The organism is Actinomycetospora flava (genome assembly GCF_037400335.1).
Taxonomy (GTDB): Bacteria; Actinomycetota; Actinomycetes; order Mycobacteriales; family Pseudonocardiaceae; genus Actinomycetospora; species Actinomycetospora flava.
In genome coordinates this window covers 241,720-267,088 of the sequence record NZ_JBBEGM010000006.1, presented here as the reverse complement: position 1 = coordinate 267,088, position 25,369 = coordinate 241,720, and the positions used below count along the sequence as shown (strand labels likewise).

General features: G+C 74.0%; 24 protein-coding genes and 1 pseudogene. 14 read left to right on the top strand and 11 right to left on the bottom strand.

Features of this window, described 5'->3' with window-relative positions; translation table 11 throughout:
- The first annotated feature begins 52 nt into the window (after window positions 1-52).
- A complete protein-coding gene (locus WCD58_RS16495; protein ID WP_337704143.1) occupies window positions 53-1,369 on the top strand; it encodes an SLC13 family permease in 1,317 nt (438 codons plus the stop codon).
- Between the two features lie 38 nt (window positions 1,370-1,407).
- Window positions 1,408-1,671, top strand: a complete 264-nt coding sequence (locus WCD58_RS16490) for a hypothetical protein (protein WP_337704142.1) — start codon at window positions 1,408-1,410, stop codon at window positions 1,669-1,671.
- Window positions 1,672-1,817: 146 nt separating this feature from the next.
- Here WCD58_RS16490 and WCD58_RS16485 read toward each other — a convergent pair whose 3' ends face one another.
- From WCD58_RS16485 to WCD58_RS16475, 4 genes and pseudogenes are all read right to left on the bottom strand, one after another.
- The gene (locus WCD58_RS16485) at window positions 1,818-2,477 is read right to left on the bottom strand and encodes a hypothetical protein (protein ID WP_337704141.1); all 660 of its coding nucleotides are present in this window, start codon (window positions 2,475-2,477) and stop codon (window positions 1,818-1,820) included.
- Entirely contained in the window at window positions 2,474-3,181 is a 708-nt protein-coding gene (locus WCD58_RS16480) for a colicin D domain-containing protein (protein WP_337704140.1), read from the bottom strand. Before WCD58_RS16480 ends, WCD58_RS16485 begins: the two co-directional genes overlap by 4 nt.
- A gap of 380 nt (window positions 3,182-3,561) precedes the next feature.
- Window positions 3,562-3,777 (bottom strand): annotated as a pseudogene (locus WCD58_RS33675) (WXG100 family type VII secretion target); the annotation flags it as partial.
- Between the two features lie 137 nt (window positions 3,778-3,914).
- A complete protein-coding gene (locus WCD58_RS16475; protein ID WP_337704139.1) occupies window positions 3,915-5,426 on the bottom strand; it encodes a carboxylesterase/lipase family protein in 1,512 nt (503 codons plus the stop codon).
- 229 nt (window positions 5,427-5,655) lie between these two features.
- On the opposite strand from WCD58_RS16475, the gene WCD58_RS16470 reads away from it, so the two are divergent.
- The 4 genes from WCD58_RS16470 to WCD58_RS16455 all read left to right on the top strand — a co-directional run bounded on the left by WCD58_RS16470 (window position 5,656) and on the right by WCD58_RS16455 (window position 9,505).
- Complete coding sequence (locus WCD58_RS16470) at window positions 5,656-6,303, top strand: hypothetical protein (RefSeq protein ID WP_337704138.1); 648 nt, start codon at window positions 5,656-5,658, stop codon at window positions 6,301-6,303.
- 25 nt (window positions 6,304-6,328) lie between these two features.
- Window positions 6,329-6,934 carry a hypothetical protein gene (locus WCD58_RS16465; RefSeq protein WP_337704137.1) on the top strand — a complete coding sequence of 202 codons (606 nt, stop codon included), beginning with the start codon at window positions 6,329-6,331 and terminating at the stop codon, window positions 6,932-6,934.
- Between the two features lie 206 nt (window positions 6,935-7,140).
- On the top strand, window positions 7,141-8,649 hold the full coding sequence (locus WCD58_RS16460; protein ID WP_337704136.1) for an N-acetylmuramoyl-L-alanine amidase: 1,509 nt from the start codon (window positions 7,141-7,143) through the stop codon (window positions 8,647-8,649).
- Between the two features lie 52 nt (window positions 8,650-8,701).
- On the top strand, window positions 8,702-9,505 hold the full coding sequence (locus WCD58_RS16455) for a SirB1 family protein (protein WP_337704135.1): 804 nt from the start codon (window positions 8,702-8,704) through the stop codon (window positions 9,503-9,505).
- A gap of 46 nt (window positions 9,506-9,551) precedes the next feature.
- Here the strand turns inward: WCD58_RS16455 and WCD58_RS16450 are convergent, their stop codons facing one another.
- Window positions 9,552-10,931, bottom strand: a complete 1,380-nt coding sequence (locus WCD58_RS16450; protein ID WP_337704134.1) for a carotenoid oxygenase family protein — start codon at window positions 10,929-10,931, stop codon at window positions 9,552-9,554.
- 59 nt (window positions 10,932-10,990) lie between these two features.
- Here WCD58_RS16450 and WCD58_RS16445 point away from each other — a divergent pair, with 59 nt between their 5' ends.
- A complete protein-coding gene (locus WCD58_RS16445; RefSeq protein ID WP_337704133.1) occupies window positions 10,991-11,536 on the top strand; it encodes a PadR family transcriptional regulator in 546 nt (181 codons plus the stop codon).
- Here the strand turns inward: WCD58_RS16445 and WCD58_RS16440 are convergent.
- The 3 genes from WCD58_RS16440 to macS are packed head-to-tail and all read right to left on the bottom strand — an operon-like array spanning window position 11,533 to window position 14,095.
- Window positions 11,533-12,252, bottom strand: a complete 720-nt coding sequence (locus WCD58_RS16440; protein ID WP_337704132.1) for a VC0807 family protein — start codon at window positions 12,250-12,252, stop codon at window positions 11,533-11,535. The two genes, WCD58_RS16445 and WCD58_RS16440, sit on opposite strands and share 4 nt — an antisense overlap.
- 47 nt (window positions 12,253-12,299) lie before the next feature.
- Window positions 12,300-12,941, bottom strand: coding sequence for a response regulator (locus WCD58_RS16435; protein ID WP_337704263.1), 642 nt, complete (start codon window positions 12,939-12,941; stop codon window positions 12,300-12,302).
- Window positions 12,926-14,095, bottom strand: a complete 1,170-nt coding sequence (gene macS / locus WCD58_RS16430; RefSeq protein ID WP_337704131.1) for a MacS family sensor histidine kinase — start codon at window positions 14,093-14,095, stop codon at window positions 12,926-12,928. The genes WCD58_RS16435 and macS overlap by 16 nt, the downstream gene beginning before the upstream one ends.
- 134 nt (window positions 14,096-14,229) lie before the next feature.
- On the opposite strand from macS, the gene WCD58_RS16425 reads away from it, so the two are divergent.
- The 6 genes from WCD58_RS16425 to WCD58_RS16400 all read left to right on the top strand — a co-directional run bounded on the left by WCD58_RS16425 (window position 14,230) and on the right by WCD58_RS16400 (window position 22,286).
- On the top strand, window positions 14,230-14,814 hold the full coding sequence (locus tag WCD58_RS16425; protein WP_337704130.1) for a hypothetical protein: 585 nt from the start codon (window positions 14,230-14,232) through the stop codon (window positions 14,812-14,814).
- A gap of 10 nt (window positions 14,815-14,824) precedes the next feature.
- The gene (locus tag WCD58_RS16420) at window positions 14,825-19,147 is read left to right on the top strand and encodes a putative T7SS-secreted protein (RefSeq protein ID WP_337704129.1); all 4,323 of its coding nucleotides are present in this window, start codon (window positions 14,825-14,827) and stop codon (window positions 19,145-19,147) included.
- Complete coding sequence (locus WCD58_RS16415; protein ID WP_337704128.1) at window positions 19,144-19,614, top strand: hypothetical protein; 471 nt, start codon at window positions 19,144-19,146, stop codon at window positions 19,612-19,614. The genes WCD58_RS16420 and WCD58_RS16415 overlap by 4 nt, the downstream gene beginning before the upstream one ends.
- A gap of 54 nt (window positions 19,615-19,668) precedes the next feature.
- Window positions 19,669-20,205 (top strand): hypothetical protein, encoded by a 537-nt coding sequence (locus WCD58_RS16410; protein ID WP_337704127.1) that lies wholly within the window; start codon window positions 19,669-19,671, stop codon window positions 20,203-20,205.
- A 43-nt stretch (window positions 20,206-20,248) separates the two neighbouring features.
- A complete protein-coding gene (locus tag WCD58_RS16405) occupies window positions 20,249-20,944 on the top strand; it encodes a hypothetical protein (protein WP_337704126.1) in 696 nt (231 codons plus the stop codon).
- Window positions 20,945-21,149: 205 nt separating this feature from the next.
- Entirely contained in the window at window positions 21,150-22,286 is a 1,137-nt protein-coding gene (locus WCD58_RS16400) for a hypothetical protein (RefSeq protein ID WP_337704125.1), read from the top strand.
- Between the two features lie 9 nt (window positions 22,287-22,295).
- Here the strand turns inward: WCD58_RS16400 and WCD58_RS16395 are convergent, their stop codons facing one another.
- Both WCD58_RS16395 and WCD58_RS16390 read right to left on the bottom strand, forming a co-directional pair.
- Window positions 22,296-22,805 (bottom strand): hemerythrin domain-containing protein, encoded by a 510-nt coding sequence (locus tag WCD58_RS16395; protein ID WP_337704124.1) that lies wholly within the window; start codon window positions 22,803-22,805, stop codon window positions 22,296-22,298.
- A 73-nt stretch (window positions 22,806-22,878) separates the two neighbouring features.
- The gene (locus WCD58_RS16390) at window positions 22,879-23,871 is read right to left on the bottom strand and encodes a hypothetical protein (RefSeq protein WP_337704123.1); all 993 of its coding nucleotides are present in this window, start codon (window positions 23,869-23,871) and stop codon (window positions 22,879-22,881) included.
- Window positions 23,872-24,043: 172 nt separating this feature from the next.
- Between WCD58_RS16390 and WCD58_RS16385 the strand changes: the two genes are divergently transcribed.
- A complete protein-coding gene (locus WCD58_RS16385; RefSeq protein ID WP_337704122.1) occupies window positions 24,044-24,361 on the top strand; it encodes an adhesin in 318 nt (105 codons plus the stop codon).
- Window positions 24,362-24,384: 23 nt separating this feature from the next.
- Here the strand turns inward: WCD58_RS16385 and WCD58_RS16380 are convergent, their stop codons facing one another.
- Window positions 24,385-25,368 carry a DUF6925 family protein gene (locus WCD58_RS16380; protein ID WP_337704121.1) on the bottom strand — a complete coding sequence of 328 codons (984 nt, stop codon included), beginning with the start codon at window positions 25,366-25,368 and terminating at the stop codon, window positions 24,385-24,387.
- Between the last annotated feature and the right edge of the window lies 1 nt (window position 25,369).

The window sequence follows — 25,369 nt, the reverse complement described above, 5'->3', positions numbered from 1 at the left end:
GCGAATCGTCCCCCGCGCGGGCAGGGCCGCCCGCCCGTCGGGAGGTGCGCGCATGACGCCCGTGATCGTCTCGATCGTGGTGCTGGTGGCGATGTTCGTCATCGCCACGGTGCTGCCGGTGAACCTCGGCGCGCTCGGCTTCGTCGCGGCGGCAGGTGTCGGGGTGCTGCTCGTCGGCATGAGCCTCGACGACGTCCTCGCCGAGTTCCCGGGCGACCTGTTCCTCATCCTCGTCGGGCTGACCTACCTCTTCGCCGTCGCGCACCAGAACGGCACCGTCGACCTGCTCGTGCGCTGGTCGATGCGGCTGGTGCGCGGACATCTCGTCGCCGCGCCCTGGATCTTCTTCACGCTGTCCGCGGTGTTCTCGGCGATCGGCGCGCTGTTCGCGGTGGCGATCGTGGCGCCGCTGGCGATGCCGTTCGCCCGCCGCTACGGCGTGGACATGCTGCTCATGGGCATGATGGTGATCCACGGGTCGCTGGCGGGCGCGTTCTCGCCGATCAGCGTCTACGGGACCTTCGTGGCCGGCGTCGTCGTGCCGACCGGCATCCCGTTCAGCTCGACGACGCTCTTCCTCGCCCCGCTCCTGATCAACGTCGTGATCGCCGCCGTCATCTTCGTGGTGCTCGGGGGCCGGTCGCTGGCGGGGGTGAAGGTCGCGCACGCGGCGCCGACGGGCGCGGGGCGGCCGTCGGCGGGGGGCGACGCGGCGCCGGTGGAGGAGTCCGAGACCGACTCCGAGGAGGACGCCGAGGAGCCCGTCGTCGTCGGCCGCCCGCAGGTGCTGACGCTGATCGGCATCGGCGTGCTCGCGGTCGGCACGGTCGCGTTCGGCCTCGACGTCGGCGTGCTGTCCCTGGCGATCGCCGTGACGCTCGGGATCCTCTGCCCGGCCGGGCACCGCGAGGCGGCGAAGGGCATCGCGTGGTCGACGGTGCTGCTGGTCTGCGGTGTGATCACCTACGTCGGTGTGCTGCAGGAGGCCGGCACCGTGGACGTCGTCGGCAACGGCATCGTGGCGCTGGGCGTGCCCCTGATCGCGGCGCTGCTGCTCTGTTACCTCGGCGGGGTGCTCTCGGCGTTCGCGTCGTCGGCGGGCATCCTCGGCGTCGCGATCCCGCTGGCGCTGCCGTTCCTGCAGCAGGGGTCGGTGAGCGCGATCGGGATGGTCGCGGCGCTGGCCGTGGCGAGCACGGTCGTCGACGTCAGCCCGTTCTCCACCAACGGCGCGCTGGTGCTGGCGTCCGCGCCGGAGGACATCGACCGCGAGGCGTTCTATCGGCGGATGCTGGTGTACAGCGGGATCGTCGTGGTCGCGGGCCCGTTGCTGGCCTGGGCGCTGCTCGTGCTGCCCGGCTGGTTGTAGGGGTTCGATCGGCGGCGGTCGTCGGGTAGCCCCTGCTCATGAGCCAGGACAACGACTCCGCCGCCCGCCGGGCCCGCAACCCCGCCGCCGAGCCGGACCACACCCCGGAGAAGCAGAGCGAGCTCAAGCTCAACGTCGGGATCGGCACGATCGGGACGATCCTCTCGATCGGCGTCGCCCTGATCTTCTTCCTGGTCGAGCACAGCGTCGTGCTGGGGATCGTCTTCGTCGTCGTGGCGGTGGTCGCGGGGGCGATCACGCTGTACGCGGCGCAGCGCAAGCGGAAGGCCCGGTCGAGCTGAGGGTCGTCGCTCTTCGACGAGAACACTTCGGAAATCGAAGCGTTCTCGTCAGCGTTCAACGGCCGCGGTGAGGCCGAGCTGCCCGAGTGGCTCCGCGAGCAGGCTCGGTCGACACAAACCGGATGCGGACGCCGTTCGTCCAGTTCCTACGACGTGCGCTGCATCTCCGCGACGGCCTCGGCGAAGCGCGGCTCGACATCGGCAACACGGGTTCGCAGCCCGTCCTCGTCAAGGTCGTAGAAGCGCGGGCGCTGCCCCGGGGGCACCAACACGCCGAGAGCACGATGGATGATCCCGACCGAAGCGAGGACACGGGGCGGGAATTCATCCAGAGCTGCCGCTCGGCCGAGACTGAACTTGCTCGCGAACTCGCGGGTATCCATTGCGCCGGAGATGAAGGCGTGCACCGTCTCCAACAGCTCCGACGCAGCAGTCCTTGCGCTCGCGGTCACCGAGGCCGGGGCCGGATCACGGCCCTCCTCCTCGGCTCGCATCCGCTCGTGGGCCTCGTCGAGCGTCGGCCCCAGGGACGCCATTGCTTCGCGCAGGCCTTCGTCGTCCAACCCGCCCTGCTCGGCGCGGAGTCGGGTGTCCATCGAGTGCTCCTCCATCACGTAGAAGAGCTCGTCGAGGAAGTACCAGACGGGGGCAGGCCAGTCCACGTCGTTCGCGAGACGGACTCGGGCGTAGCGGTCCTTCAACGTCGGGATGTCGCTGTCGGCTCGGGCTCCGTAGCGGACCACGTCGTTCATGGCGAGCAGGTCGGCCGAGGTCGCCCCTCGAGATGCCCGGAGGTAGTCGCTCACAGCCGCTGTCGCTCCAAGACGTTGTGTAGTTGCGCAGCGTTCAGACGATAGGCGCTGAGGAAGGCGCCGTCCTCGCGCTGCATCACCATGAGGCCGGTCTGCGGATCCACGTGGAAGATCACTCGGTAGACGCCGCGATAGGTGCCGCGGAGATGCAGATTGTCCGCGGAGGTCGCCATGTCCGTCACGGCCTCCTGGAAGGTGCGACGGCTCGGTGCGCTGGTGTCGGGCAGCCCGAAATCGCGGTAGTGCTCACGAAACTTCTCCTCGAGCTGGCGGCGGTCGAAGACCAAGGGCGGGATCGGGAGGTCGCCGACGAGTGTCGGCGGCGGTGCGAAATGCGGCGCCACCGACTCGACGGTGCGGGTCTCGCGCGTCGCGTCGACGAGCCCGCCGATGAGCCGCTGGTCGAGCTGGGCGGCCAGCTCCGCCACGCGGTCCTCGTACCGTCCGCGCGCCAGGTGGATGCGCAGACCCGTCTCGGCCGCGTCGATCAAGCGGGTGCCGATGCGGCCCACGCCGCCGAGGAAGCTCGCGCCGATCTTCGCGCCCTGCAGCAGGTAGTACGTCTCCTCCTCGTCGTCGCCGATGGGGTGGTGGCTGATCGCGTCGACGATCTCGCGCTGCGTCTCGCGCACGATGTCGGCGAGCCCTCCGGTGCTCGTCGCGAGGACGCCCGGGACGCGGGTGGCGAGGTCCAGCACCGTCCCGGAGCCGGGGCCCTGGACGCCGCGCCAGTAGCGGTCGACGGCGTCGAAGACGGGGCCGGCGTTCGCAGCGTGCACCGCGCGCAGCGCACCGACCAGGTGTGCCCGGCGAGTGCGTCGTAGCGGCCGCGCCACGACCCGAGGGCGGCGTCGTCACCCGCGAACCCCGCCGACGCCTCCAGCGTGCCGCGACCGGCTGCCCGCGCGACCGCGTCCTGGACCTCGGCGGACACCTGCGCCGCGCGCACGATCTCGGGCGTCGAGAGCGTCACCCACGGCGGCGCGTCCGGCGCGATACCGGGCCCGGTCGTGCCGGCGGGAAGAGACCATGCGCGGACCGCCGCGGTCTGCGCGATCCGGTGGCTCGTGTCGGTGGTGTCGAGCAGCTCGCGCAGGGAGGCGAGCCGCGCCCGGACGGACACCGACGCGTCGCGCCACCGCGCCCACGCCGTGGCGAAGGTGTCGGACGCCCCGCCGCTCCACGCCTCGCGCGCCGTCGTGACGACGCGGTCGGCCTCGTCGACGGCCCGCCCGAGGTCGTCGACCTGGCGGCGGAGGTCGGCAGCGGACGACGGGAGCGCCCCGGCCGCCACCACGAGATCCGCCACGCCGCGAGCGTGCCAGCCCGCCCCGGACGACAGGTGCGGTTCGAGGGAGGCCGCGAGCTCTCACGGAGATGCTTCGGTATCCGCAACGTTCTCGTCAAAGGGGAGGCGCCCTCGTCGGCGGCCTAGTCGTACCCGCGGAACCCTTCCCACGCGAGGCGGCGCTCGCGGCGGGGGTCGGACTCGATGCGGTCGGTGCGGTCGAGGATCTTCGTCAGCCGCGTCGTCGCGTCGTACTCCGGCCAGTACGACGCCGGGGCGCCCCCGCGGGCGAAGGCGAGCCAGTCGGCCTGCACCCGCTCCTGCATCGCCCACAGCGCGCGGCGCCCGCCGAGCGCGGTGAGCCACTTACCGGCGTTCGAGCCCGCGAGCCCGAAGACCGCGTAGAGCTCCATCCCGTGCGTGGCGCGCACGCCCATGAGGTTCAGCACCGGCGTCGTCAGGTCGTAGCGGTAGGCCCACACCGGTCCCCGGTGGGCCTGCATGACGCGCACCGAGGGGTACCAGAACATGTAGTCGCCGCCGAGATCCTTGCGGAACGGCTGACCCTCGTAGGCGGCGAGCACCTGGTCGCGCAGCTCCGGCTGGGTCAGCGCGAACATCTTGTGCGCCCGTTCCTCGCTGACGAGCACGTCGAGGCGCAGGCGCGGCAGCTCGAACAGGCGGCCCTCGGTGTCGTTGGTGCCGATGATCAACGGGACGGCGGCGGCGCGGCCGCCCTCGAAGGCGTCGAGCGGCGACTCGGGCAGCAGGTCGCCGTCGACGACGGGCGCGGTCGGGATGGTGCCGGGCTGGTCGCCGAGGTGGGACCGCAGCACCTGCGCGGCGCCCAGCAGTTGCTGGGGTGTCGCCTCCACGAGACCGGTGAGCGGGTCGTCGTCGGCCCCGAGCGCCGTGACGAACCCGGCGGCCCAGGCCTGGGCCCGGCGCTGTCCGAACACCATCCCGGGCGCCGAGCTCTCGGCGATCGCGCGGTGGAAGAGCCCATGGGCGGCCGGCGTCGCCATGAGCGTCGTCACCGAGATCGCCCCGGCCGACTCGCCGAAGATCGTGACCTGGTCGGGGTCGCCGCCGAAGGCCGCGATGTTGTCGCGCACCCACTCGAGGGCGGCGATCTGGTCGCGCAGGCCGAGGTTGTTCTCGATCGGCCGTTCCGGCGTGGCGTACGCGGAGAAGTCGAGATAGCCGAGCGCGCCGAGCCGGTAGTTGACGTTGACGTAGACGACGTCGCCGCGGCGGGCGAGCTCGTAGCCGCGGTAGGTCGGCGCCGACCCCGCGCCGACGACGAACGCGCCGCCGTAGAACCACACCATGACCGGGCGGGGCTCGTCGGTCGCGGTGGTCGGCGCGGTGACGTTGAGCGTCAGGCAGTCCTCGCCCATCGGCGTGTCCTTGCCGGCACCGAGGAACTCGCCGACCCGCTCCTGGATCGGCACCGGGCCGTACCGCGACCCGTCGCGGACGCCCTCCCACGGCACGACAGGGTGCGGCGCGCGGAGCCGGAGCTCGTCGACCGGCGGCGCGGCGTAGGGGATGCCGCGCCAGGTGTGCACGCCGTGGGTGGTGATCCCGCGGACGACGCCGCCCGTGGTCTTGACCTCCGGACCCGGAGCGGGGACCTGCTGCCGCGAACGCATACCCCGAGTCTGTGGGACGGCCCCTGCCTCCGCTCGCCGATGTGATCGAGGAGCCGCGTCCTCACCCGTCCAGGGCGTGTCGCGCCCTCGCGTGCGGCCCCTCGACGACAGGACGAGTGGTCGTGCCGACACGCTCGGCGGTACGAAGTGCGACGCTCGGTCACACAACTGATGGATATTCGCCCTATCGGCCCAGCGTGTCGCGTTGCGAATGCCGACGATCTACACGATGGACGTGCAGACCGACGCGGGGGTCGATGCCGCGCTGTGGGGACTGGAGGCCGCCTTCGTGGCGTCGCCGCCCCCGGAGACGCTGGCCGGCTGCCCCCACTGTCACGGCGAGGTGCGGGTGGCGGACGCCGACCCGCTCACGCTCGCGCTCGCCCTCGGCAACACGCTCGGCACCGCCGACGACCTGCGCGCGCTCACACCGTGGCTGCTGCGCCGGGCACTCACCGACGACCGCGTCGACCTGCGCACCGTGCTGACCCGCATCGCCGAGAACTGGGCCGACTGGAGCGACCTCGAGTGCGACGCCGTCCGCGACGTCGTCGACGCCGTGTGGACCGCGCTGCTCGACACCCACCCCGACGACCCGGGCGGCGCCACGGCGGTCGCGATGCTCGACAGCATCGGCGCGCTGGGCGAGCCGCCGGACCGGCTGATCGCGATCTGGGAGTACAAGGAGATCGCGAGCGCCGACCACCACCTCGCCGAGCTCGTCGTCGACGCCTTCTACGGCGCGCGCATCGACCCGCATGTCCTCGCGTGGGCGCGCGAGGACGTCCAGCGCGCCCGCCTCGAGCGGGCCCGCGACCGCGATCGCGGCGAGTCCTGGGTCGGCACGCTGACCGCGGCGTGCGACCTCGCCGGGTGATCAGGCAGGCGCGACACTGAGGGGCGTGGCAGGCCTCCCCGACACCCTGGTCGACGAGCTGTGGCGCCGCGCGGTCGGCGGGATCGGGCCGTTCGCGGGGGCGGCGTCGGTGGCAAGCGACGCTCTGGCCGCGATGGACGACGAGGTCGAGGCGGCCGTGCGCCGCGTCGTCGGCAGCCACGTGCGGCTCGCGGCCAGCTCGGGCCTGCTGACCAGCCTCGGGGGCGCCGCGACGCTCGTCGTCACCGCGCCGGCCGGCACCACCGGGCTGTACCTGCTCGGCACGCGGCTGTCGGCGGCCGTGGCGCACCTGCGCGGACGCGACCTCGCCGACCCGGTGATCCGCACCGCGTCGCTGGTCTGCGTGCTGGGTGGCGACGGCGTCGAGCTCGCCGAGCGCACCGGGCTCGACCTCGTCAACGCCTCGTTGCTCCACGGCCTGCGCCGGCTGCCGCCCGAGGTGCGCGAGCAGCTCGACACGCGGATCGGCTACCGGCTCACCTCGCGCTTCACGCGCCGCGGCGCCCTCAACGTCACCAAGCTCATCCCCGTGGTCGCCGGGCCGATCGGCGCGGGTGCGGACGCGATGGCGATGCGGACCGTGGCGACGTTCGCGCAGGCGCACCTCTGACCTGTCTGACTCACCGCACTCGAAATGTCACGCAAAGTCACCTGACTGGGCGTCTTTGGCGCGTGGTGTGGTGGATGGTGCTCGTGTGGGGGTCATGGTGGGCCCCGGCGGATCACGGGGATACCGCCGAGTGAGCGGGAGGTGTGTGCGTGATGGCCGGGTCCGGGGCTCCGAGGGGGCGTGTGCGTCGCGCGGCGCGGGCACGGATGGGCACCGTCGCGCTGACGACGGCCGCGGTGCTCCTGCTGCCCGCCCCCGCCGTGGCGCAACCCGCGCCGATCGACCCCGGGGTGCCCGCGGTGCCCGCGCTGGACATGTCGGCGCCGATGGGCGCACGCCAGCTCGACCCCGCTCACGCCGTGATGCCGCCGGCCGGGCTGCCGCCCGCCGCGCCGGTGCCGTCGGGCGTGGAGTCGGTCGCGTTCACGCCGGGCGCCCGTGACGCGACGGGCGCGCGCGAGATCCGTCAGGCGCGGCCGCTGCACCTCGTCGCCGTCACCTGGGCGGGCCCCGCCCCCGACACGGTGGAGGTGCGCTCCACCGACGCCGCCGGGCAGTGGGGCCGCTGGACGGGCCTGGACCCGGCCGGCAGCGAGAAGGACGCGGCGCCCGACGCCGCACCGGCGGCCGGCGGCGGCACCGACCCGATCTGGGTGGGTGACCGCAACGCCGTCCAGGTGCGCGCGCTGCGCGCCGGCGCGCCGGTGACCGACGAGGTGCAGGTGGTGCGCATCGACCCGGGCGTCGGCAGCAACGACCAGGCGATCGGGGCGCTCGGCTCCGCGCGCGGGCCCGCCGCGCCGAAGTACGTCACCCGGGCTCAGTGGGGCGCCGACGAGTCCAAGGCGACCTGGGCGGCGGAGACCACGCCGACCGTGCGCGCGGTGACGATCCACCACACCAGCGAGTCGAACGACTACAGCCCGGCCGAGTCGCCGGCGATCGTCCGCGCGATCTTCGCGTACCACACGCAGAAGCAGGGCTGGGGCGACATCGGCTACAACGCCCTCGTCGACCGGTACGGAACGATCTTCGAGGGCCGGGCCGGCGGGATGGACAAGGCCGTCGTGGCGGCGCACGCGGGCGGGTTCAACCGCGAGACGTGGGGCATCGCGATGATGGGCAACTACATGGGCGAGGCCCCGACGCCGGCCGCGCTGAACTCCGTCGCGGCGCTCGCGGCGTGGAAGCTCGGCGGGCTCTACCGCGACCCGCGCGAGCAGGTCCGGCTCACCTCGGCGGGCGGGGGGACGTCCCGGTTCCCGAAGGGCCAGACGACCACGGTGCCCGCGCTGTTCGCCCACCGCGACGTCGGCAACACGTCGTGCCCCGGGGACGCGGGCTACGCCCAGATGGACCCGCTGCGCGACAAGGTGCAGCAGCTGATCAGCGAGTCGGCGAGCGACGTCCGGACGGCGTGGTCGGCGCAGCGCGCGTCGCTCGGCGAGCCGACCCGGGTGGAGTCGCCGACCGTCGACGGCACCGGGCGGATCACGACCTTCGAGCACGGCACCGTGATCTGGTCGCCGCGCACGGGCGCGTGGCCGGTCACCGGGGCGATCGCCGAGCACTGGCGCGAGGCCGGCGCCGAGGGCTCGCCGCTGGGCTACCCGATCGGGGCCGAACGCGACGTGCCGGGCGGACGGCAGCAGGCCTTCGAGCACGGCGCGCTGACCTGGGACCGGGCGACCGGCGCGGTGCGCGGCGGGGTCTGAGCAGCGCGTTCCCCCTGAGCGCCGAGCCGCCACGCACGGCAGGATGCGCGGGGTGGACGACGACGGGGCCCGGCGCGCGGCCGTCGACGGCGCCGTGAACCGGTTCCTCGCGCTGGTCGGGAGCGGCCCGCCGGACCTGCTCGAGGGCGCGCTGGAGATCGCCCGCGCGGCCGACCCGGACGCCGACGTCGAGGGCGCCCGGGCCGAGCTCGACCGGCTCGCGACCGGCCTGGACGACCTCGACGACCTCGTGCGCCGCCTGTACGTCGAGGAGGGCTTCCACGGCGACCGCGAGGACTACTACGACCCGCGCAACTCCTCGCTGACCCAGGTCCTCGACCGCCGCGCCGGCATCCCGATCACCCTCGCGGTGGTGTGCATCGAGGTGGGGCGGCGCGCCGGTCTCGGGCTCGACCCGGTCGGCATGCCCGGCCACTTCCTCGTGCACCCGCACGGCGCGCTGCAGCACCTCGACCCGTTCACCGGCGAGATGCTCGACCGCGAGCAGTGCATCCGGCGCTTCCGCGAGTCGACCGGGCTCGGGCCCGACGTGCCGTTCGACGACGCCCTGCTCGCCCCCATCGGCGCCGAGGCCGTCCTCGTGCGCATGCTGACCAACCTGCGCGGCATCCACCGCTCGCGCGGCGACCTCGGCGAGCTCGGCTGGGTGCTGCGCATGCGCCTGGGCCTGCCCGGGGTCAGCGCGATCGAGGTCGCCGAGCTGGCGGAGGTCCGGGGCCGGCGCGCCGCGTTCCGCGAGGCCGCCGACCTGCTCGAGGAGTGGGCCGAGGTGCTCCCCGACGACGCCGAGGCCCTGCGCCGCCACGCCCGCCAGTGGCGCGCCCACCTCAACTGATGGCCTGCGGCCACGTGAGTGAAACGGGTCGCCAGGACGACCCATTTCACTCACGTGGCCGCAGGCCATCGGGGAACCACGAGCCGTGGAAGCCCGAGGGGACGCCGCGCGGCAGGGTGACCGCGGCGACCGGGGCGCCGGCGACGTCGGTCGCGTCGAGCACCAGCAGCTGCGAGGCGGCCCCGTCGCGCGTCGTCGTGATCGTGAGCAGCCAGCCGTCGTCCTCGGCGCGCCCGGGCGCCGCGGAGGGCACGAACACCGCCTCGCCGGCCACGACGTCCGGGCCGAGCTCGTGCGCCGTGAGCGTGCCGTCGGCGTCGACCTTCACCACCGCCCCGGCCCGCTCGCCGCGCACGCCCCGGTCGGCGATCGCGTAGCGCCAGCGCGAGGGCCGGCCGACCAGCGACTCGTCGATCGTCGGGAACTCGACGCCCCGGTCCTCCAGCGCCGTCTCGGCGACCGACCCGTCGCGCGGGTCGAGCACCCAGCGGTGCATCCGCGCCGCGCCCGTGGCCGCGGCGAGCGCCGCCGGGTCGCCGGGCACCGGCGTGCCCCACATGACCGCGACGTCGGCCGGGGCGTAGCGCGCGCCGTCCACGACGACCCGACCGGCGTCGTCGGTCCAGGCCCCGCCGACGTGGAACACGTAGCAGGGGTCGACGTCGAACCACGTCACCGTGCACGCCGGGTCGTCCTGACGCATCACACCGAGCCGCGCGCCGTAGCCCTCGTCCCACCCGAACGGCATGCCCGTCGCCATCCGCTCCCACTGGAACGTCAGCGGCAGGTCGAGCCACACGACGTGCTCGGCGGTGATCGCGAAGTCGTGCATCATCGTCGGCCCGGCGACGGCGACCTCGCGGCTGACGAGGTCCCGCCCGTCGGCGGAGAGCCGGTGATGGGTCAGGAACGGCGGGAACGGCGAGTAGCCGAAGAAGTGCAGGTCACCGGTGGCCGGGTCGGTCTTGGGGTGCGCGGTCATGGCCGTCGTCAGCCGCCCGCCGAAGTCGCAGGGCCCGACCGTCGCAAGCTCGCCGTCGACCTCGTACGGAAGACCGTTCTCGACCAGCGCGAACAGCCGCCCGCCGTGCTCGATGACGTGGGTGTTCGCCGGGACGGCGGTCAGGTCCACCCCCGACTCGGACAGGAACGGCCTGCCCTCGAGCGCGCCGGTGCGCACCCAGCGGTTGCGGTACCACTCCGCGCGCCCGTCGCGCAGCCGCACGCCGTGCAGCATCCCGTGGCCGGTGAACAGGTGCGGTGTCTGCTCGCCCGGCAACGGGTTCGGCCCGTTGCGCACGTACCGTCCGGTCAGCTCCGGCGGCAGGGCGCCCTCGACGGGCAGGCCGACGGCGTCGATCTCGTCGGGCAAGGGCGTGTAGCGGCCCTGCAGCTCCGCGGACCGGCCGATCGGCGTGGTGGTCACCCCCACAGCCTCGACCTGTCCGCGTAGACATGTCAAGACGGACTGGTAGCGTTCGTTCCATGTCGCTGCGCCACGCCCTGCTGGGTCTGCTCGCCGACGGTCCGGCCAGCGGCTACGACCTCACCCGCGCCTTCGACGGCAGCATCGGCCGCTACGCCTGGCAGGCCGGCCACAGTCGCATCTACCCCGAGCTGGCGAAGATGGCCGAGGCCGGCCAGGTCGTCGTCGACGAGACGGGCCCGCGCGGGCGCAAGACCTACGCGCTCACCGACGACGGCCACACCGAGCTGCGGCGCTGGATGCTGCACTGGCCCGAGCAGGCGAACGTCCGCGACGAGACGGTCCTGCGGATGTTCCTCGTGCAGTCGCTCGAGCCCGAGGACGCCCGCCGCCTGCTCGAGGGCATCGCCGCCCACTGCCTCGCCGAGATCGAGAACCTGCGCCCGGTGATGGAGGCCGACGACGCCGAGCACCGCCCCGGCGACCCGCTCCCCTTCGGCCGGCTGGCCGGCGAGTACGGGCTGCGGCAGTACGAGGCGGTGCACGGCTGGGCGCTCTGGAGCCTGGAACGACTCGGGGCCGCCGAGCCGGCGGGCACTTCCTAGGCGACGGCGGGCTTCTCGTCGGCGTCCTCGTCCTCGACGAGGTTCTCCGCCGCCCACGCGCGGGCCTTCGCGCCACCGCGCCTGCCGTACCAGGCGTTCCACGCCGAGAGCCCGACGATCGTCGCGACCATCATCGCGGTCGACAGCCCGACCATGACGTCGATCGGCAGCAGGTAGATCAGCGGGATGCGCAGGGTCGCCTCGAGCAGCAGCCCGATGCCCCAGACCACCGCGCTGCGGCGGAACATCGTCCGGATCGGCGGGAGCGTGCGGTAGTACTCCTCCATCTCGGCGGCCTCGCGCGGCTGCCACGTCTGGAACGCCGAGAGCGTCAGCGGCTTGCCGGCGAACAGGCTCGCGAGGAACACGATCCCGACCAGCGCCGTACCGAACGAGTCCTTGATCAGCAGGAACCGGGCGTCGCCGCCGACGAACGCCAGCGCGAGGCCGAGCCCGAACACGGCGAGCATCACCGCGGCGAACCACGTGATCTCCCGGTTGCGCACCGCGACCCACACCAGCCGCAGGCCGGCGGCGAGCGTCGCCACCAGCAGGGCCACCCAGTCCGACGCGCCCAGGAAGTGCAGCGCGTAGTAGCCGACGAGCGGCAGGCCGACGTCCCACAGCAGCCCGGAGAAGTGGCGCAGGACACCCCCGCGACCCTCCTCCTGCTCGGTCGCGTCGGCACCGGTGTCGGCCGCGGTCTCTCGCTCCATGTCGAGCAGCATCCACCTGTCCGCTACGACATGTCAATCAGGACATGTCACTCGTCGGCGTCCAGACCGCGCTCGATGGCGTATCGCGTCAGCTCCACGCGGTTGGTGAGCTGGAGCTTGCGCAGGGAGTTCTGGACGTGGTTCTCCACCGTGCGGTGCGACAACGTCAGGCGCGCGGCGATCGCCCGCGCGGTGAGCCCCTTGGCGACCAGCCGCAGCACCTCGGTCTCCCGCGGCGTCAGCTGCGGCTCGCCGGGGGCCTCGGTCTCGCGGCGCCGGTACTCCCCGAGCACCAGCCCGGCCAGGCCCGGCGAGAACACCGCCTGCCCCTCGGCGGTGCGCCCGATCGCGTCGACCAGCTCCTCCATCCCCGCCGACTTGGTGAGATAGCCCGTCGCCCCGGCCCGCACGGCGCCGAGCACGTCGCCCTGCTCGGCGCTCGCCGACAGCACGAGCACCTGCGTGTCCGGGAGCGCCTCGCGCACCTGGGCGGTCGCCTCCGCGCCCGAGAGCTCCGGGAGCTGCAGGTCCATGAGGACGACGTCGGGGCGCACCGCGCGCGCGATCCGGACGGCCGCGGCGCCGTCGGGAGCGGTCGCGACGACCTCCACGCCCCGCTCCTCGAGGTCGCGGGCGACGCCCTCGCGCCAGATCGGGTGGTCGTCGACGACCATCACGCGGACCACGATCTCCTCCTCGTCCGGGGTACGACGATCTCCCACTCGGTGCCCTCGCCAGGCGCGGTGTGCAGGTCGATGGTGCCGCCGAGGCCCGCCACGCGGCCGCGCATCGACCCGGCGACGCCGAGGTGGCCCTCGGCCGCGGCCTGCTCCAGGCGGCCCTCGGCGATACCGACGCCGTCGTCGCGCAGGCTGACCGTGACCTGCGCCGGGTCGTCCTCCACGAGCACCCAGAGCCCGGTGCCGGGCCCGGCGTGGGCGGCGGCGTTGCTCGACGCCTCCCGCACCACGGCGGCGAGCTCGTCGGCGACCGCGGCGGGCATCATCACCGGCTCCGCGGGGACGGCGAGCGAGGCGTGCGCGGGCACGACGCCGGCGAGCCGCGAGGAGAGGTCGACGGTGCCGTCGGGGCCCGCGACCGGGGCCGACGTGATGAGGCGCCGGAGCGCGACCTCCTGCTCGCCGGCGAGGCGGGCGAGCTCGACGGCGGGGGCCTCCTGGTCGACCCGCGCCAGCTCGGCACCGCGACGGCGCACCAGGGCGAGGACCTGCAGCACGCCGTCGTGGATGTCGCGGGCCAGGCGCTCGCGCTCGGCGGTGGCCGCCTCGAGGGCCGTGGCGGCGCGCAGCTTCTCGACCGAGCGGCGCATGGTGTCCGCGGCCAGGCCGACGGCGAGCCCGGCGACCAGGAGGAGCTGCGCGTCGAACAGCAGGTCGGTGTCGACGATCCGGCGCACGCCGAACAGGACCGCGACGGTGACGAGGGCGCCCGCGAGGCCACCGCGCCAGCCCAGCGCGATCGCCAGGGCGAGCACCGGGCCGGCTGACCAGACCGTGGTGATCACCGACCCGCCCGCCGCGACGGTCTCCGGGGTGGCGACGAGCAGCGTCGAGGCGGTGGCCAGGGCGGTCAGCACGAGGTCGAGGCACGCGGTGACCGGGTCGCCGGTGCGCAGGTAGCGCGTGCACGAGATCGCGGTCCAGACGGCCATCGCGGCGACGACCGCGACCCCGAGCGTCGGGCGCGCCCACTCGCCGCTGAAGCGCACCAGGTTCACGGCCGCGGCGATCAGCGCGACCACCCGGTAGACCACCAGCCCGCGCCAGAGCGGGACGAGATGGGGGTGGGCCCGGACGCGCAGGGAGACCTCGGCGGTCGTCACGGCACCTCCCCCGGCCTGGGGCGCGAGCGTATCGGGCACGACCGACACCCTGGTGTGAACCGCTCGCGGGCGGATGCGGGGAACTACTCGGAACGGCACCCACGGCGATCGCCGACCGGGCAGCATCGGCCGGCGTGACCGACGGATTCGGCGTCGACCCGGCGATGCTCGCGCGCACGGCGCAGGGCATCCGCGGCGTCGTCGACACCCTCGGGGAGGTGGGCCACGGCTACCTCGCCGAGTCCGGGCGCGGGCTGTCGTTCCTCGCCCTCGGCGGCGAGGAGTCCGGGCACCCGATGGTCGGCGAGTCCTTCGACGGCTTCCTCGAGCGCTGGGGCTGGGGACTGCGCACGCTCGTGCGGGACGGGCAGGCCGTCGCGCAGGCGCTCGACGCGGCCGGCATCGAGTACGACGGCGTCGACACCTCGGCCTCAGGGCAGCTCCGGCGCCTCGTCGCCCTGGCGGTCGGCGACCCGGCGGCCGACCTCGACGAGGCGCAGAACGGCACGTGGGGCGAGGTCGGCGCGGACCTCGCGCCGGACTTCTCGCCCGGGTCCGCGCAGGCGGCCGCCGAGACCTCGGGCGAGCAGTGGGGCGACGTGGGCCGGGACCTCTGGGAGCAGTCGGCGCCGGGCCGCATCGGGCGTGCGCTCGACGGGGAGAACCCCTTCGCCGGCGACCTCGCCGATCTCGAGGGCCTCGGGGAGATCGTCGAGTGAGGCGGGCCTGATGGAGGCCGCGCTCGGCGCGACGACCGATCCGCGCGAGCTCGTCGGGGGCGACCCCGCGGCGCTCACCGAGCGCGCCGGGCGGCTGCGGCAGTTCGCCGACCATCTCGGCGCGGCGGCGGACGGCCTCGAGCGCATCGACCTGCGGCAGTGGACGGGGCAGGCGGCCGACGCGTTCCGGGCGCGCTTCGGGGAGACCCCGCGGGGCTGGCGGGACGCGGCCACCGCCTTCGACCGCGCCTCGCGCGCCCTCGGCGACTTCGGCGGCGCCGTCACGCTGGCCCAGCAGCGGGCGGGCGAGGCGATCGACGTCCACGCCCGGGCCGTGGCCGCGTCCGAGGCGGCGCGCGCCGACTACAACCGCCGCGTCGACGCGCACAACGCCGCGATCGCCGGCGGGCAGGTGCCGCCCGCGATGGAGCCGTTCACCGACCCGGCCGCCGGCGACCTGGCGCGGGCGGAACAGATCCTCGCCGACGCGCGCCGCGGACGCGACGACGCCGCGGCCCGTGCCGCCGGCGAGGTGCGGGGAGCGGGCGAGCTCACCGCGGCGCCGCCGTCGACGATCGCACAGCTCGGGGCGAACGTCGCCGACACGCTCGGGGTCGCGGGCACCGTCGAGGACCGCTTCACCGCCGGGTTCGGCCGCGGCGTCGAGGGGCTCGTCCAGTTCGGCCGCACGATCAACCCGGCCGACCCCTACAACCTCACCCACCCCGCCCGGGCGGGCGCGAACCTGTCGTCGACCGGGGCTGGACTGGTCCGCGCCGTTGCGCACCCGACCGAGCTGGTCAAGGGAGCGGTCGGCACGGGGTGGGGCAGCGACCCGGCGGGCGCGCTCGGCGAGCTGGTGCCGAACGCCGCGCTGACCGCCGCGACGGGCGGGGGCGGGGCGGCGGGACGGCTCGGGCGGCTGGCCCGCGCGGCCGGGCGCAGCGAGAACCGCCCGCTCGAACGGCTCGCGACTCGCGCGGACCCCGTCGACGTGGTCAGCGGCGCGCAGCTCCTGGCCCAGGTCGACCTCGCGATCGACGCGCCGTTGCCCCTCGTGCTGACCCGCACCCACGTGTCGAGCTGGGACCTCGGGCGCCGCTTCGGCCCGCGCTGGGCGTCGACGCTGGACCAGCGCCTGGAGTTCGTCGGCGGGGCGGTGTGGTTCGTCCGCGAGGACGCGGTGGTCGTCGTCTACCCGGCGCCGACCGGTGAGGAGGCGGTGCTCCCGGTCGCGCCCGACCACGCGCCCCGGCACCCGCTGCGCCGCGACGGCGAGGGCTGGGTGCTCGCCGACCCGGCGTCCGGGCTGCGGCACACCTTCGCGGCGAGCGGGGCGCTCACCGGGTGGTCGGTGCCCGGCGGCGACCACGTCGCCGTCGACCGCGACGACACCGGCCGGCCGGTCGCCGTGCGGCACTCCGGCGGACACCACGTCGAGGTCGTCACCGATCCGATGGGCCTGATCACGGGCTTCCGGCTGGACGCGCCCGTCGTCACCTTCGCCCACGAGGACGGGCAGCTCGCCGAGGTCGTGAACTCCTCGGGCCGACCGCTGCGCTTCGGCTACGACGCCGCCGGGCGGATGACGTCGTGGACCGACCGCAACGGGATCACCTACCGCTGCGCGTACGACGAGCGCGGGCGGTGCGTGTCGGGGTCGGCCGACGGCGGCGAGATGGCCTGGTCGTTCCGCTACGGCCGGGGCGTCACCGAGTCGACCGACGCGCTCGGGCACACCGAGCGCTTCGAGTACGACGCCCGCGGCCGGATCGTGCTGGCCGTCGACCAGCTGGGTGCGGCGACCCGGTCGGTGTGGGGCGACGGCGACCGCCTCCTCGCCCGCACGGACCCGGCCGGCGGCACCACCCGGTGGGTGCACGACGACGCGGGCCGGGTGGTGGGCGTCGAGCACGCCGACGGCTCGGCGGAGCGGGTCGAGCGCGATGCGGTCGGCAACCTCGTCGCCGCCACGGACGCCGCCGGCGCGACGGTGCGCTGGGAGCGGGACGACGCCGGGCGTCTCGTCGCCGCCACCGACCCGGCCGGCGCGACCACGCGCTGGGAGCGGGACGCGGCCGGGCACGTCGTCGCCGTCGTCGACCCGCTGGGGGCGCGGACGCTGGTCGAGAACGACGCCGCGGGCCGCCCGCTCGCGGTCACCGACCCGACCGGTGCGCTCACCCGGGTCGAGCGCGACGCGTTCGGGCGGGTCGTCGCCCGCACCGACCCCCTCGGGGCGCGCACCACGTACGCGTGGACCGTCGAGGGGCTGCTCTCGGGCCGGACCGCTCCGGACGGCGCGACCTGGGCCCGGGAGTACGACGGCGAGGGCAACGAGGTCGCCGCGCGCGATCCGGTGGGGGCGGTGGCGCGGCGCGAGTACGGGGCGTTCGACGTGGTCACGGCCGTGGTCGCCGCCGACGGGGCGCGCACCGAGATCGTGCGGGATCCGCTGCGCCGCGTCGTCCGGGTCCGGGACGCGGGCGGTCGCACGTGGAGCACGGTCCACGACCCGGCCGGGCGGGTCGTCGCCGAGACCGACTACGAGGGCCGCACGGTCACCCTCGAGCGCGACGTGCTCGGCCGCGTCGTTCGGCGGCGCAACGCGTCCGGGCAGGAGGTCCGCTGGGAGTACGACGCGGTCGGGCGGGTCACGACGCGGTGGGTCGACGGCGCGGCTGAGCGGTTCGTCCACGACGCCGCCGGGCGGCTGGTCGGGGCGACGTCGGACGCGTGCTCGCTGCGCCTCGAGCGCGACGCCGCCGGCCGCGTCGTCGCCGAGGACGTCGACGGGCGCACCGTGGCCGTCGAGCGGGACGCGGCGGGCCGGGTGGTCGGGCGCCGGGCGCCGTCCGGGGCGACGAGCCGGTGGTCCCTCGACGCCGTCGGTCGCCCCGCCGCGCTCGACCTCGGTGGGCAGCGCATGACCTTCGGCGTCGATGCGGCCGGCCGCGAGACCGAGCGGTCGTGGGGCGCCGCGTCGATCGCCTCGAGCTGGGACGACCACGACCGTCTCGTCGGCCGGCGCCTCTCCTCCCCGGTCGGCGTGACGTCCCGGCGGACATGGACCTACCGCGCCGACGACCACCTCGTCGGCGTCGCCGACCCCGCCGGGTCACGGCACTACGACCTCGACGCGACCGGCCGCGTCACTGCGGTGCGCGGCCCGGACGGCGACGAGACCTACCGGTACGACGCCGCGGGCACCCTCGTCGCCTCGGGGGTCGGCGAGCCGCACGTCCTCGACGGCACCCGGGTCCGCCGCGTCGGCGCGCTCGTCGTCCGCCGGGACGCCGACGGCCGCGTGGTCCTGCGCCAGCGGCGGCGCCTGGGCGCCCGGCCGCTGACCTGGCACTTCGCGTGGGACGCGCTGGACCGGCTCGTCGGGGTGACGACACCGGACGGTGCCCGCTGGCGCTACCGCTACGACGTGCTCGGCCGCCGCGTGGCGAAGGAGCGGCTCGGCGCGGGCGGGGAGGTGCTCGAGCAGGTCCACGTCGCGTGGGACGGCGCCGTGGTCGCCGAGGAGACGCGCACCGTCGCCGGCTCGTCGACGACGACGGTGTGGGAGTGGGAGCCCGGCACCCACCGCCCGCTGGCCCAGCTCACGCGGACCCTCACCGACGACGAGGTCGACGAGCGCTTCCACGCGATCGTCACCGACCTCGTCGGCACGCCGACGGAACTGGTCGGCCCCGACGGCGAGATCGCGGGGTCGGCGCGGGCCTCTTTGTGGGGGCGGACGGTCTGGACGGGCGCGTCCACGCCCCTGCGCTTCCCCGGGCAGTTCCACGACGACGAGACCGGCCTCGCCTACAACCTGCACCGCTACTACGACCCGGAGACGGCGCAGTACGCCTCGCCCGATCCACTCGGTCTGGAACCCTCACCGCACCCCTACAACTACGTCGCCAACCCCACGGCCGAGATCGACCCGCTGGGGCTCCAGGCATGCCCGTCGCAGCCGCACCAAGGCCCTTTGACTCAACGGGACGCGGAATGGATGGAGAGTGCTCGGCGCTTCTATCGCGACACAGAATGGAGGGAGGTCGGGCGGGCGTTGCAGAAGCACACCGGCCCGAACCGGCCGTCCCTCGATCACGAGGTATTCGGCCCATGGAAGCCGGATTCGGGTGGCCCAAAGCCCTTCAACGCGGCCGGCGAGCGGCTCATTCGCGAGATTCTGCTCAACCCCGAGACGCAAGTAACGGCGAGCTACGGGAGGAACGCGGGGGTCTACCAGCACCTCGTGCTGGTCGGCATCCCGGGCGGACCCGCCTTCAGGGCCACCTTGGACGGCCTGTTCCTGGGCATTATGGTGTGGGAGTGAGCGCCGAGGTCGGGTCCCAGACCATGAGTCTGCTGGTTGCGGATGACCTCGAAGACGAGGCGATCGTTCTCGAGTACCGATCGCGGCGAGCTGACGTGAAGCCGCTGTTCGTCCTGGTCGTTCCTGAAGACCCGACGCGCCCCCGGTTGGTCATGACCTTCGGCGACATGACGGTCACGCGGTTTCGAGAGCTACTCGCCCACGCGAGTTCTCAGAACGTGGTCGAGTCCGTGGGTGGAATCGATTCGGACGACGAGATGTCGTTCTACCTGCACGACAGCAGCGACCCGACTCGTAGGCCCGGTCTTGAGTGGCGAGGCGAGAGCGGGAACGCGCTTGTGACGGTGTGGCAACCGTTCGGGCAGGGCGATCCGGAACTGTGGATTCGAGTTTGGCAGGAAGCGCCGCCTCGTGCCGTCGAGAAGATGGTCGAGGAGGCGCGGACTTGCCTCACGACGAGATCGTAGAGAGGTCGTGGCCTGGATCGAGGGGAGAGCCTGGAGTGCGGGAGCACTGACTCCATGGGCGACAACGAGCCAGGACTCGTGAGGTTCTCGGCCTTCACGATGCACCTGACCTATGGATATGACGACTACGCCCTGGTTCTCGAGCTCCGGGCACGGCCTCCCGACTACAAGCCGATCCTCATGGTGACCGGCTGGGGCGAGCCCGTGGCACGTCGAGCGACCATCAGGACGTTCGACGACGACACCTCTCTCGGGGTGGCTCGGGAAGTGCTCGCGTTCTCACGTAGCGAGCTCCGGGAGGAGATCCGCCGCGCCGGGCTCGACCCGGGTGCCGTGGACACGTCGGCGCTGGATCCGGGGGTCGCTGAGCAGGAGACGCTCTCCCGCGAGACGACGGATCCTGCGCGGCGTCCGGGTCTCGACTTCCTCGACGAGGACACCGGAGACGTGCTGGCCGCCATGTGGCTAAGCAACGTGGGCGAACCGTCGGAGATTCGTGTGCCCGTTCGGTACGAGATGGAGCTGCGGTCCTTCGACGCCATGGCTGCGCAAGCAGAACGGCTGCTGGGAAGCGGCTCCTCGACCTTCTGAGTCGTGGTGAACGTCGGGACACGGTCGGCGTCGAGGAAGGATCATGCACGAGATGGATCCGCTGCAGTTCTACGAGGTCGTCCTGATCAGGGACAACCCCAGGACCCGACGTCTCGGCGTGGCGCGTCACGTCAGCGCCGTCATCGGTCGGGCGGAGGAGAACGGGCGCTGGTTCTACAGCGTCGACAAGGGCGGAGAGACCGTCGGTCTGGAGAGCGAGGATCTCCAGGGCACCGGTCGGGTGCTCGACCGGTCGGCGTTCTACCCCGAGGACTCGCCCCAGGTCCACGTCGACTCGCGCGGCGAGCCGCTCGAGCCGTCGGCGGGGGTGGAGCCGCCGCTGTCCATCGGCTTCCCGGCCGAGTACGCCGTCCGTGACGGTCGTCCGTGGTTCGTCGAGGACGGGTCGATCGACACAGTGATCCAGTTCTACCGCGCGGTCGGAGCGACGGTGATACGCCTGGATGTCGGAGACCTCCTCGATCTCGACGTCCTCCTCCATCGCATCGAGGTCGAGGTGCCGTTGCCGCTCGGACCACGGGTCTCCCCGGAACGGAGGGGCGGCATCGCGCACGACCCGGGGCTGCTCGTCGTCGACGGCATGGATGTGCTCTGGCAACGCGACGCCCACCTGGCCGCGAACGTGCTCCTGACGACCGAGCTCCTACCGGATGACGTCGCGACGATGGCGGGTCCGGAGCTCACCGTCGCCTTCGCCGGCCCCTGGGCCCCGGGCTGACCGACGAGTCGACGACCCCGCGCGGCTTGGTGAGACGTCACCGCGTCGGCACTTTCCCGTCACCACTGATCGGCGAACGGACTACCGCAAGGTATCGATCGTGGATCAAGATCCCGGGAAGGGCTAACGTGGCGCGACGCTGCGCCGAACAGACGAGTGTTCGGGCACCCGCACGTGTTGCGGCCGCGCACCAGAGGGGGATGACGTGGACCGGTGGACCATGGTGCTGGAGGCGGTTCCGGGTTCCTTGCGCGCGGTCCGCGTCGACGACGACGCCCACCGTCCGATCGACGTGGAGCTGGTCGACGGCGACGCCGAGACCCTCAGCGCCTCGCTCCTCGCGCTGGTCGACGCCGAGGACGGGCGTCCGGACCACCTCGTGCTGGTCGTGCCCGGTGACCTCGACGAGGACCGGTTCGCCGCCCTGTCCGACGCCGTGCGCCTCGCCCGCTACCCCGAGCCGTCCTGGCTGCCCGACGCCGTGTCGTGGGCCGGCGGACACCTCGCGGGGTGGGGCTCGGGCACGCCCGTGACCGTCGTGGACGCCCGCGGCGACGACCTGGTCGCGTGGCCGATCCGCACCTCGGACGACGGGGTCGAGATCGGCGAGGGCGCGCCCCACGACCTCGGCGGTCGGCTCGACGCCCTGCTCACCGGGGTGGTGCACGCGAAGCTCGCCGTCGTGGCGCCCGGCATCGCCGAGGCCCTGCGCCTGCGCACCGACGACATCGGTCGCCGCGACGCCGCCCACCTCGCCCACGAACTGCACCAAGCCCGTCGCCTGATGTGCGCGACCGATGGCGAGGAGCTCGTGGTCACCGCCGGCGACGCCGAGGTCTACGTGACCCGCGAGGAGTTCACCGGCCTCGTCGACCACGCCCTGCGCGACACCGTCGAGGGCACCCTTGCCGAGGCCGCCGCGCACACGCTCGTCGTCGCCCCCGAGCCGAGCCCGGTGGTCGCGCAGCTCGCCGCCGGCCCGGGCGGGGCCGTGCTCACGGCTCCCGTCGGGACGACGTCGCTCGCAGGAGCGGCGGCCCTGGTCCTGCCGCGCCCGCACTTCGTCGACGACCCGACCCCGACCGACGGCATCCGGCTGCCCGGCCGCTCGCCCCGGGAGACGGCGATGGTGCCGCTTCCCCGCGAGACCTCGGGACGCGACCGCCCGCCGATCTGGGCCGTACCAGCCCTCGCGGGCCTGCTCGTGCTGAGCCTAGCCGGGGCGGCGACCGTGCTGGTCACCGCCCCGGAGCCCGATGTCGCCCCGGCCGCGGACGCCGGCGTGCTCTCGCCCGTGGTCCCGGTCGGATTCGACCGCCTCGGCGGCGACGGCGGTCGCTGAGCCGCCCGCTCAGGAGGTCACGGCCTCCACGTACTGCTCGGGGTCCTTCTCCTCGAACGACAGCCCGCGGCCCTCGGCGTGCTCGACCTTGAACTGCTCGAACTTCGCGCCGAGCTCCTGGCGGAAGGCCAGCGTGGTCTCCTTGCGGAAGGGGGCGAGGTCGTCCTGCTCCTCCTCCGCCATGTGGTGGTTGTTCGCCTTGTCGGTCTCGTCGATGGCGTCCCACCACTCCTGGCTGCCGACGGTCGCCTGGCGCGCCTTCTCGGCGCCCTGGCGGATCTCGTCGTGGTCGCCGATCGCGTCCTCGGTCGCCGACGCGTCCTCGTCGTCGATGCGGCGGGCCATCGAGGGGTAGAAGTGCTGCTCCTCGGCCGACGCGTGGATCTCGAGCTGGACGGCGAGCGAGTCCCAGACCTTCTCGGCCTCCTCGGGCTGCTCCCGCAGGTCGGCCAGGTGCAGGAACTGGCGGCGGAACCAGTCGTGGTCGTCGAGGATCATCTCGGTGATGTCGGCGGACATGCTGACCTTTCCGTTCGCGTGGTGGCCTCTCGGAGCTACCCCGAGCGCGTCGCGCAGAACCGGAAGGTCAGCCTCACCTCGCGTGCACGGCCCCCGCGGCGTCGACGAACCACACCTCGGCGCGCGCGCCGTCCAGTGACGCCGCCCGCTGCTCGGTGAGGCTGCGGTAGCGGCGGGTGTCGGGCAGGGCGATGACGATCCGCGCCCGCGGGTGGGCACGACGACGCTCGGTCGCGGCGTGCTCGGCGGCGCTGAACCAGTCGCCGGCGATCGTCGTCGGGTGCGTCCGCGCCCCGTCGGCGGGCCAGCCGGTGATCTCGACGTGCACGTCGTCGCCGTCCAGCGACGCGACGAGGTCCCGCGCGGGGCCGTTGCCGTCCACCGACGCCCACCGCAGCGTCGCGCCCCGTTGCACCAGCCACCCGGCCACGAGCGACTGCACGTTGACGGCGCGCGACCACGCCTGCAGCGCGTCGTACGGCGGGGGACCGCAGGTCGGGTCCGCCTGCTCGGTCTCGGTCTCGACGTCGGGTGTCGCGCCGTGGGTGACGACGACGCCGGTCGCCGCGCCGTTGGTCTGCGCCCCGTCGGCTGTGGCCTCGACCTCGGCCTTCGTCGTCCGCGGCTTCCGCGTGGTCTTCGCGGGCTCGGTGGCGGACTCGGCCTTCTTGCGGCTCCGGCGGGTCTTGGCGGCGGGAGCCGATTCGGGTGCGGGGATTGCTTCGATTTCCGAAGCGTTCTGCTCGAAGTCGACTGGTTCGGCCGAGGTCGGGGGCTCGACCACCGGCTCGACCACCGGCTCGACCACCGGCTCGACCACCGGCTCGACCACCGGCTCGACCACCGGCTCGACCACCGGCTCCGCCTTCTTCCGGCTCCGGCGGGGCTTGGCGCGTGCCTTCGGCGCCGGGAGGCGGTTGAGGATCGGCCGGGTGCCGACGCGTTCGAGCTCGCCCTCGGCGACCAGGCGCCGGCAGAGCTGGTTGACGGTCTGCGGGCGGACACCTTCACCGAGTTGCCCGGCGAGGGCGGCGTCGCTCAGCCCATCCGGTGACGCGGTGAGCATTCGGAGCACCGCAGCGCGCCGATCGGTGGGGTCATGGCTCACCGGGAGGGCCATCCTGTCGTTCCCCTCCGTGTTCGGGCAGCCCAGTTCGGTTTGAGCTGGGGATTTCCGTCGCGTGACGGCTCGCGCATCCGCGTGCGTGACCAATCCGTGACCCGTATGGTAACGAGGCATGCTGGCATTGACGGAGACGGCGGCCGAGGCCATCTCGTCCATCCTCGAGTCCAACGAGATGCCCGAGGGGTCGGGTCTGCGCATCGCAGCGACCCCCAACATGGCTGAGGAAGGACTCGAGCTCTCGGTGGCCCCGACGCCCGCCGCGGAGGACACGGTGCTCGAGGGCGGCGGCGCCGTCATCTTCCTCGAGCCCCAGGCCGCCTCGGCGCTCGACGACAAGGTGCTCGACGTGGAGCGCGTGCCGGACGCCGAGCGTGGCGACGGCGACGAGTTCCGCTTCGCGATCACGCCGCAGTCCGAGCTCCAGGACTGACACGACGCGCGGCCCGGCGTCCGTCATCCCTGCGCCGGGTCGTGGGTGAGCGGCTGACCGGCACCGTCGGAGCCGCTCTCCCGTGGCACCTGGGCTCGCCATCCGCCCAGGTGCGGATGCGTGGGCTCCAGCTCCTCGCTCTGTCGTAGCGCCAGCTCCACCGTCGCCCGGTACTCGCGCGTCAGCGCCCAGGGCGGAGGCTCGGCCGACGTCGCCAGCGCGTCGGCCACCGCCGCCTTCGCGGCGACCGCCTCGGGCTGCCCGAACCGGGTGAGCGTCTCCTGCGCGCGGCGGTGCCGCTCCGGCCGCGGCGGGATGCGCCGGCCCTCGACGGTCCGGGTCGGGTGCGGCAGGTGCATCGTCGCGCCGGGCGCCCGTCCCGCCGGGATCGGGTCGGTCGCCGCGTGGGTCCGCCCGTGGGCGAGCAGGCGCGGGAGCAGGTGTGTGTGCGGGCCGTCCGGGCTGGTGCCGTCGGGCGGCGGGATCGGCGTGAACACCTCGAGCCGCGCGACCGCGGTCCGGAACACCCGGTGCGGCCCGGCCTCGACCAGCGCCCCCGCGACGGCGCCCGCCTCGGCGAGCGGCCGGCCCTCGACCTCCCGCAACGCCGCCAGCAACGCGGCATCGCTGGTCCGCACGCAGGCCGCGAGGTGCGGCGCGCCGACGCCGAGGTCGACGAGCACGGCGTCGCGATCTTCTGCGCGCAGGGCGTCGTCGTCCGGGCCGAGCTCGGTGATCACTGAGCGTCCGCCGCCGTCGGCGGGCACGCACAGCGCGAGGGCCTGGCTCCAGGTGTCGCCGGCGCGGCGCTCCCACGCGAGCGGCACGACGTCGCCGGTCAGCCGCACCTCCAGGCCGCCCCGGGGCGTGACGACCGCGGCCCGGCCGGGCGCACGGGTGACGTCGGCGGGCTCGTCGGCGTCGCGGAGGAACTCGGCGAGCGCGCCGAAGGTCCCGACGCTCCAGCCCGCGTCGGGGTCGTCGACCCAGGCGAGGAGATCGTGCACG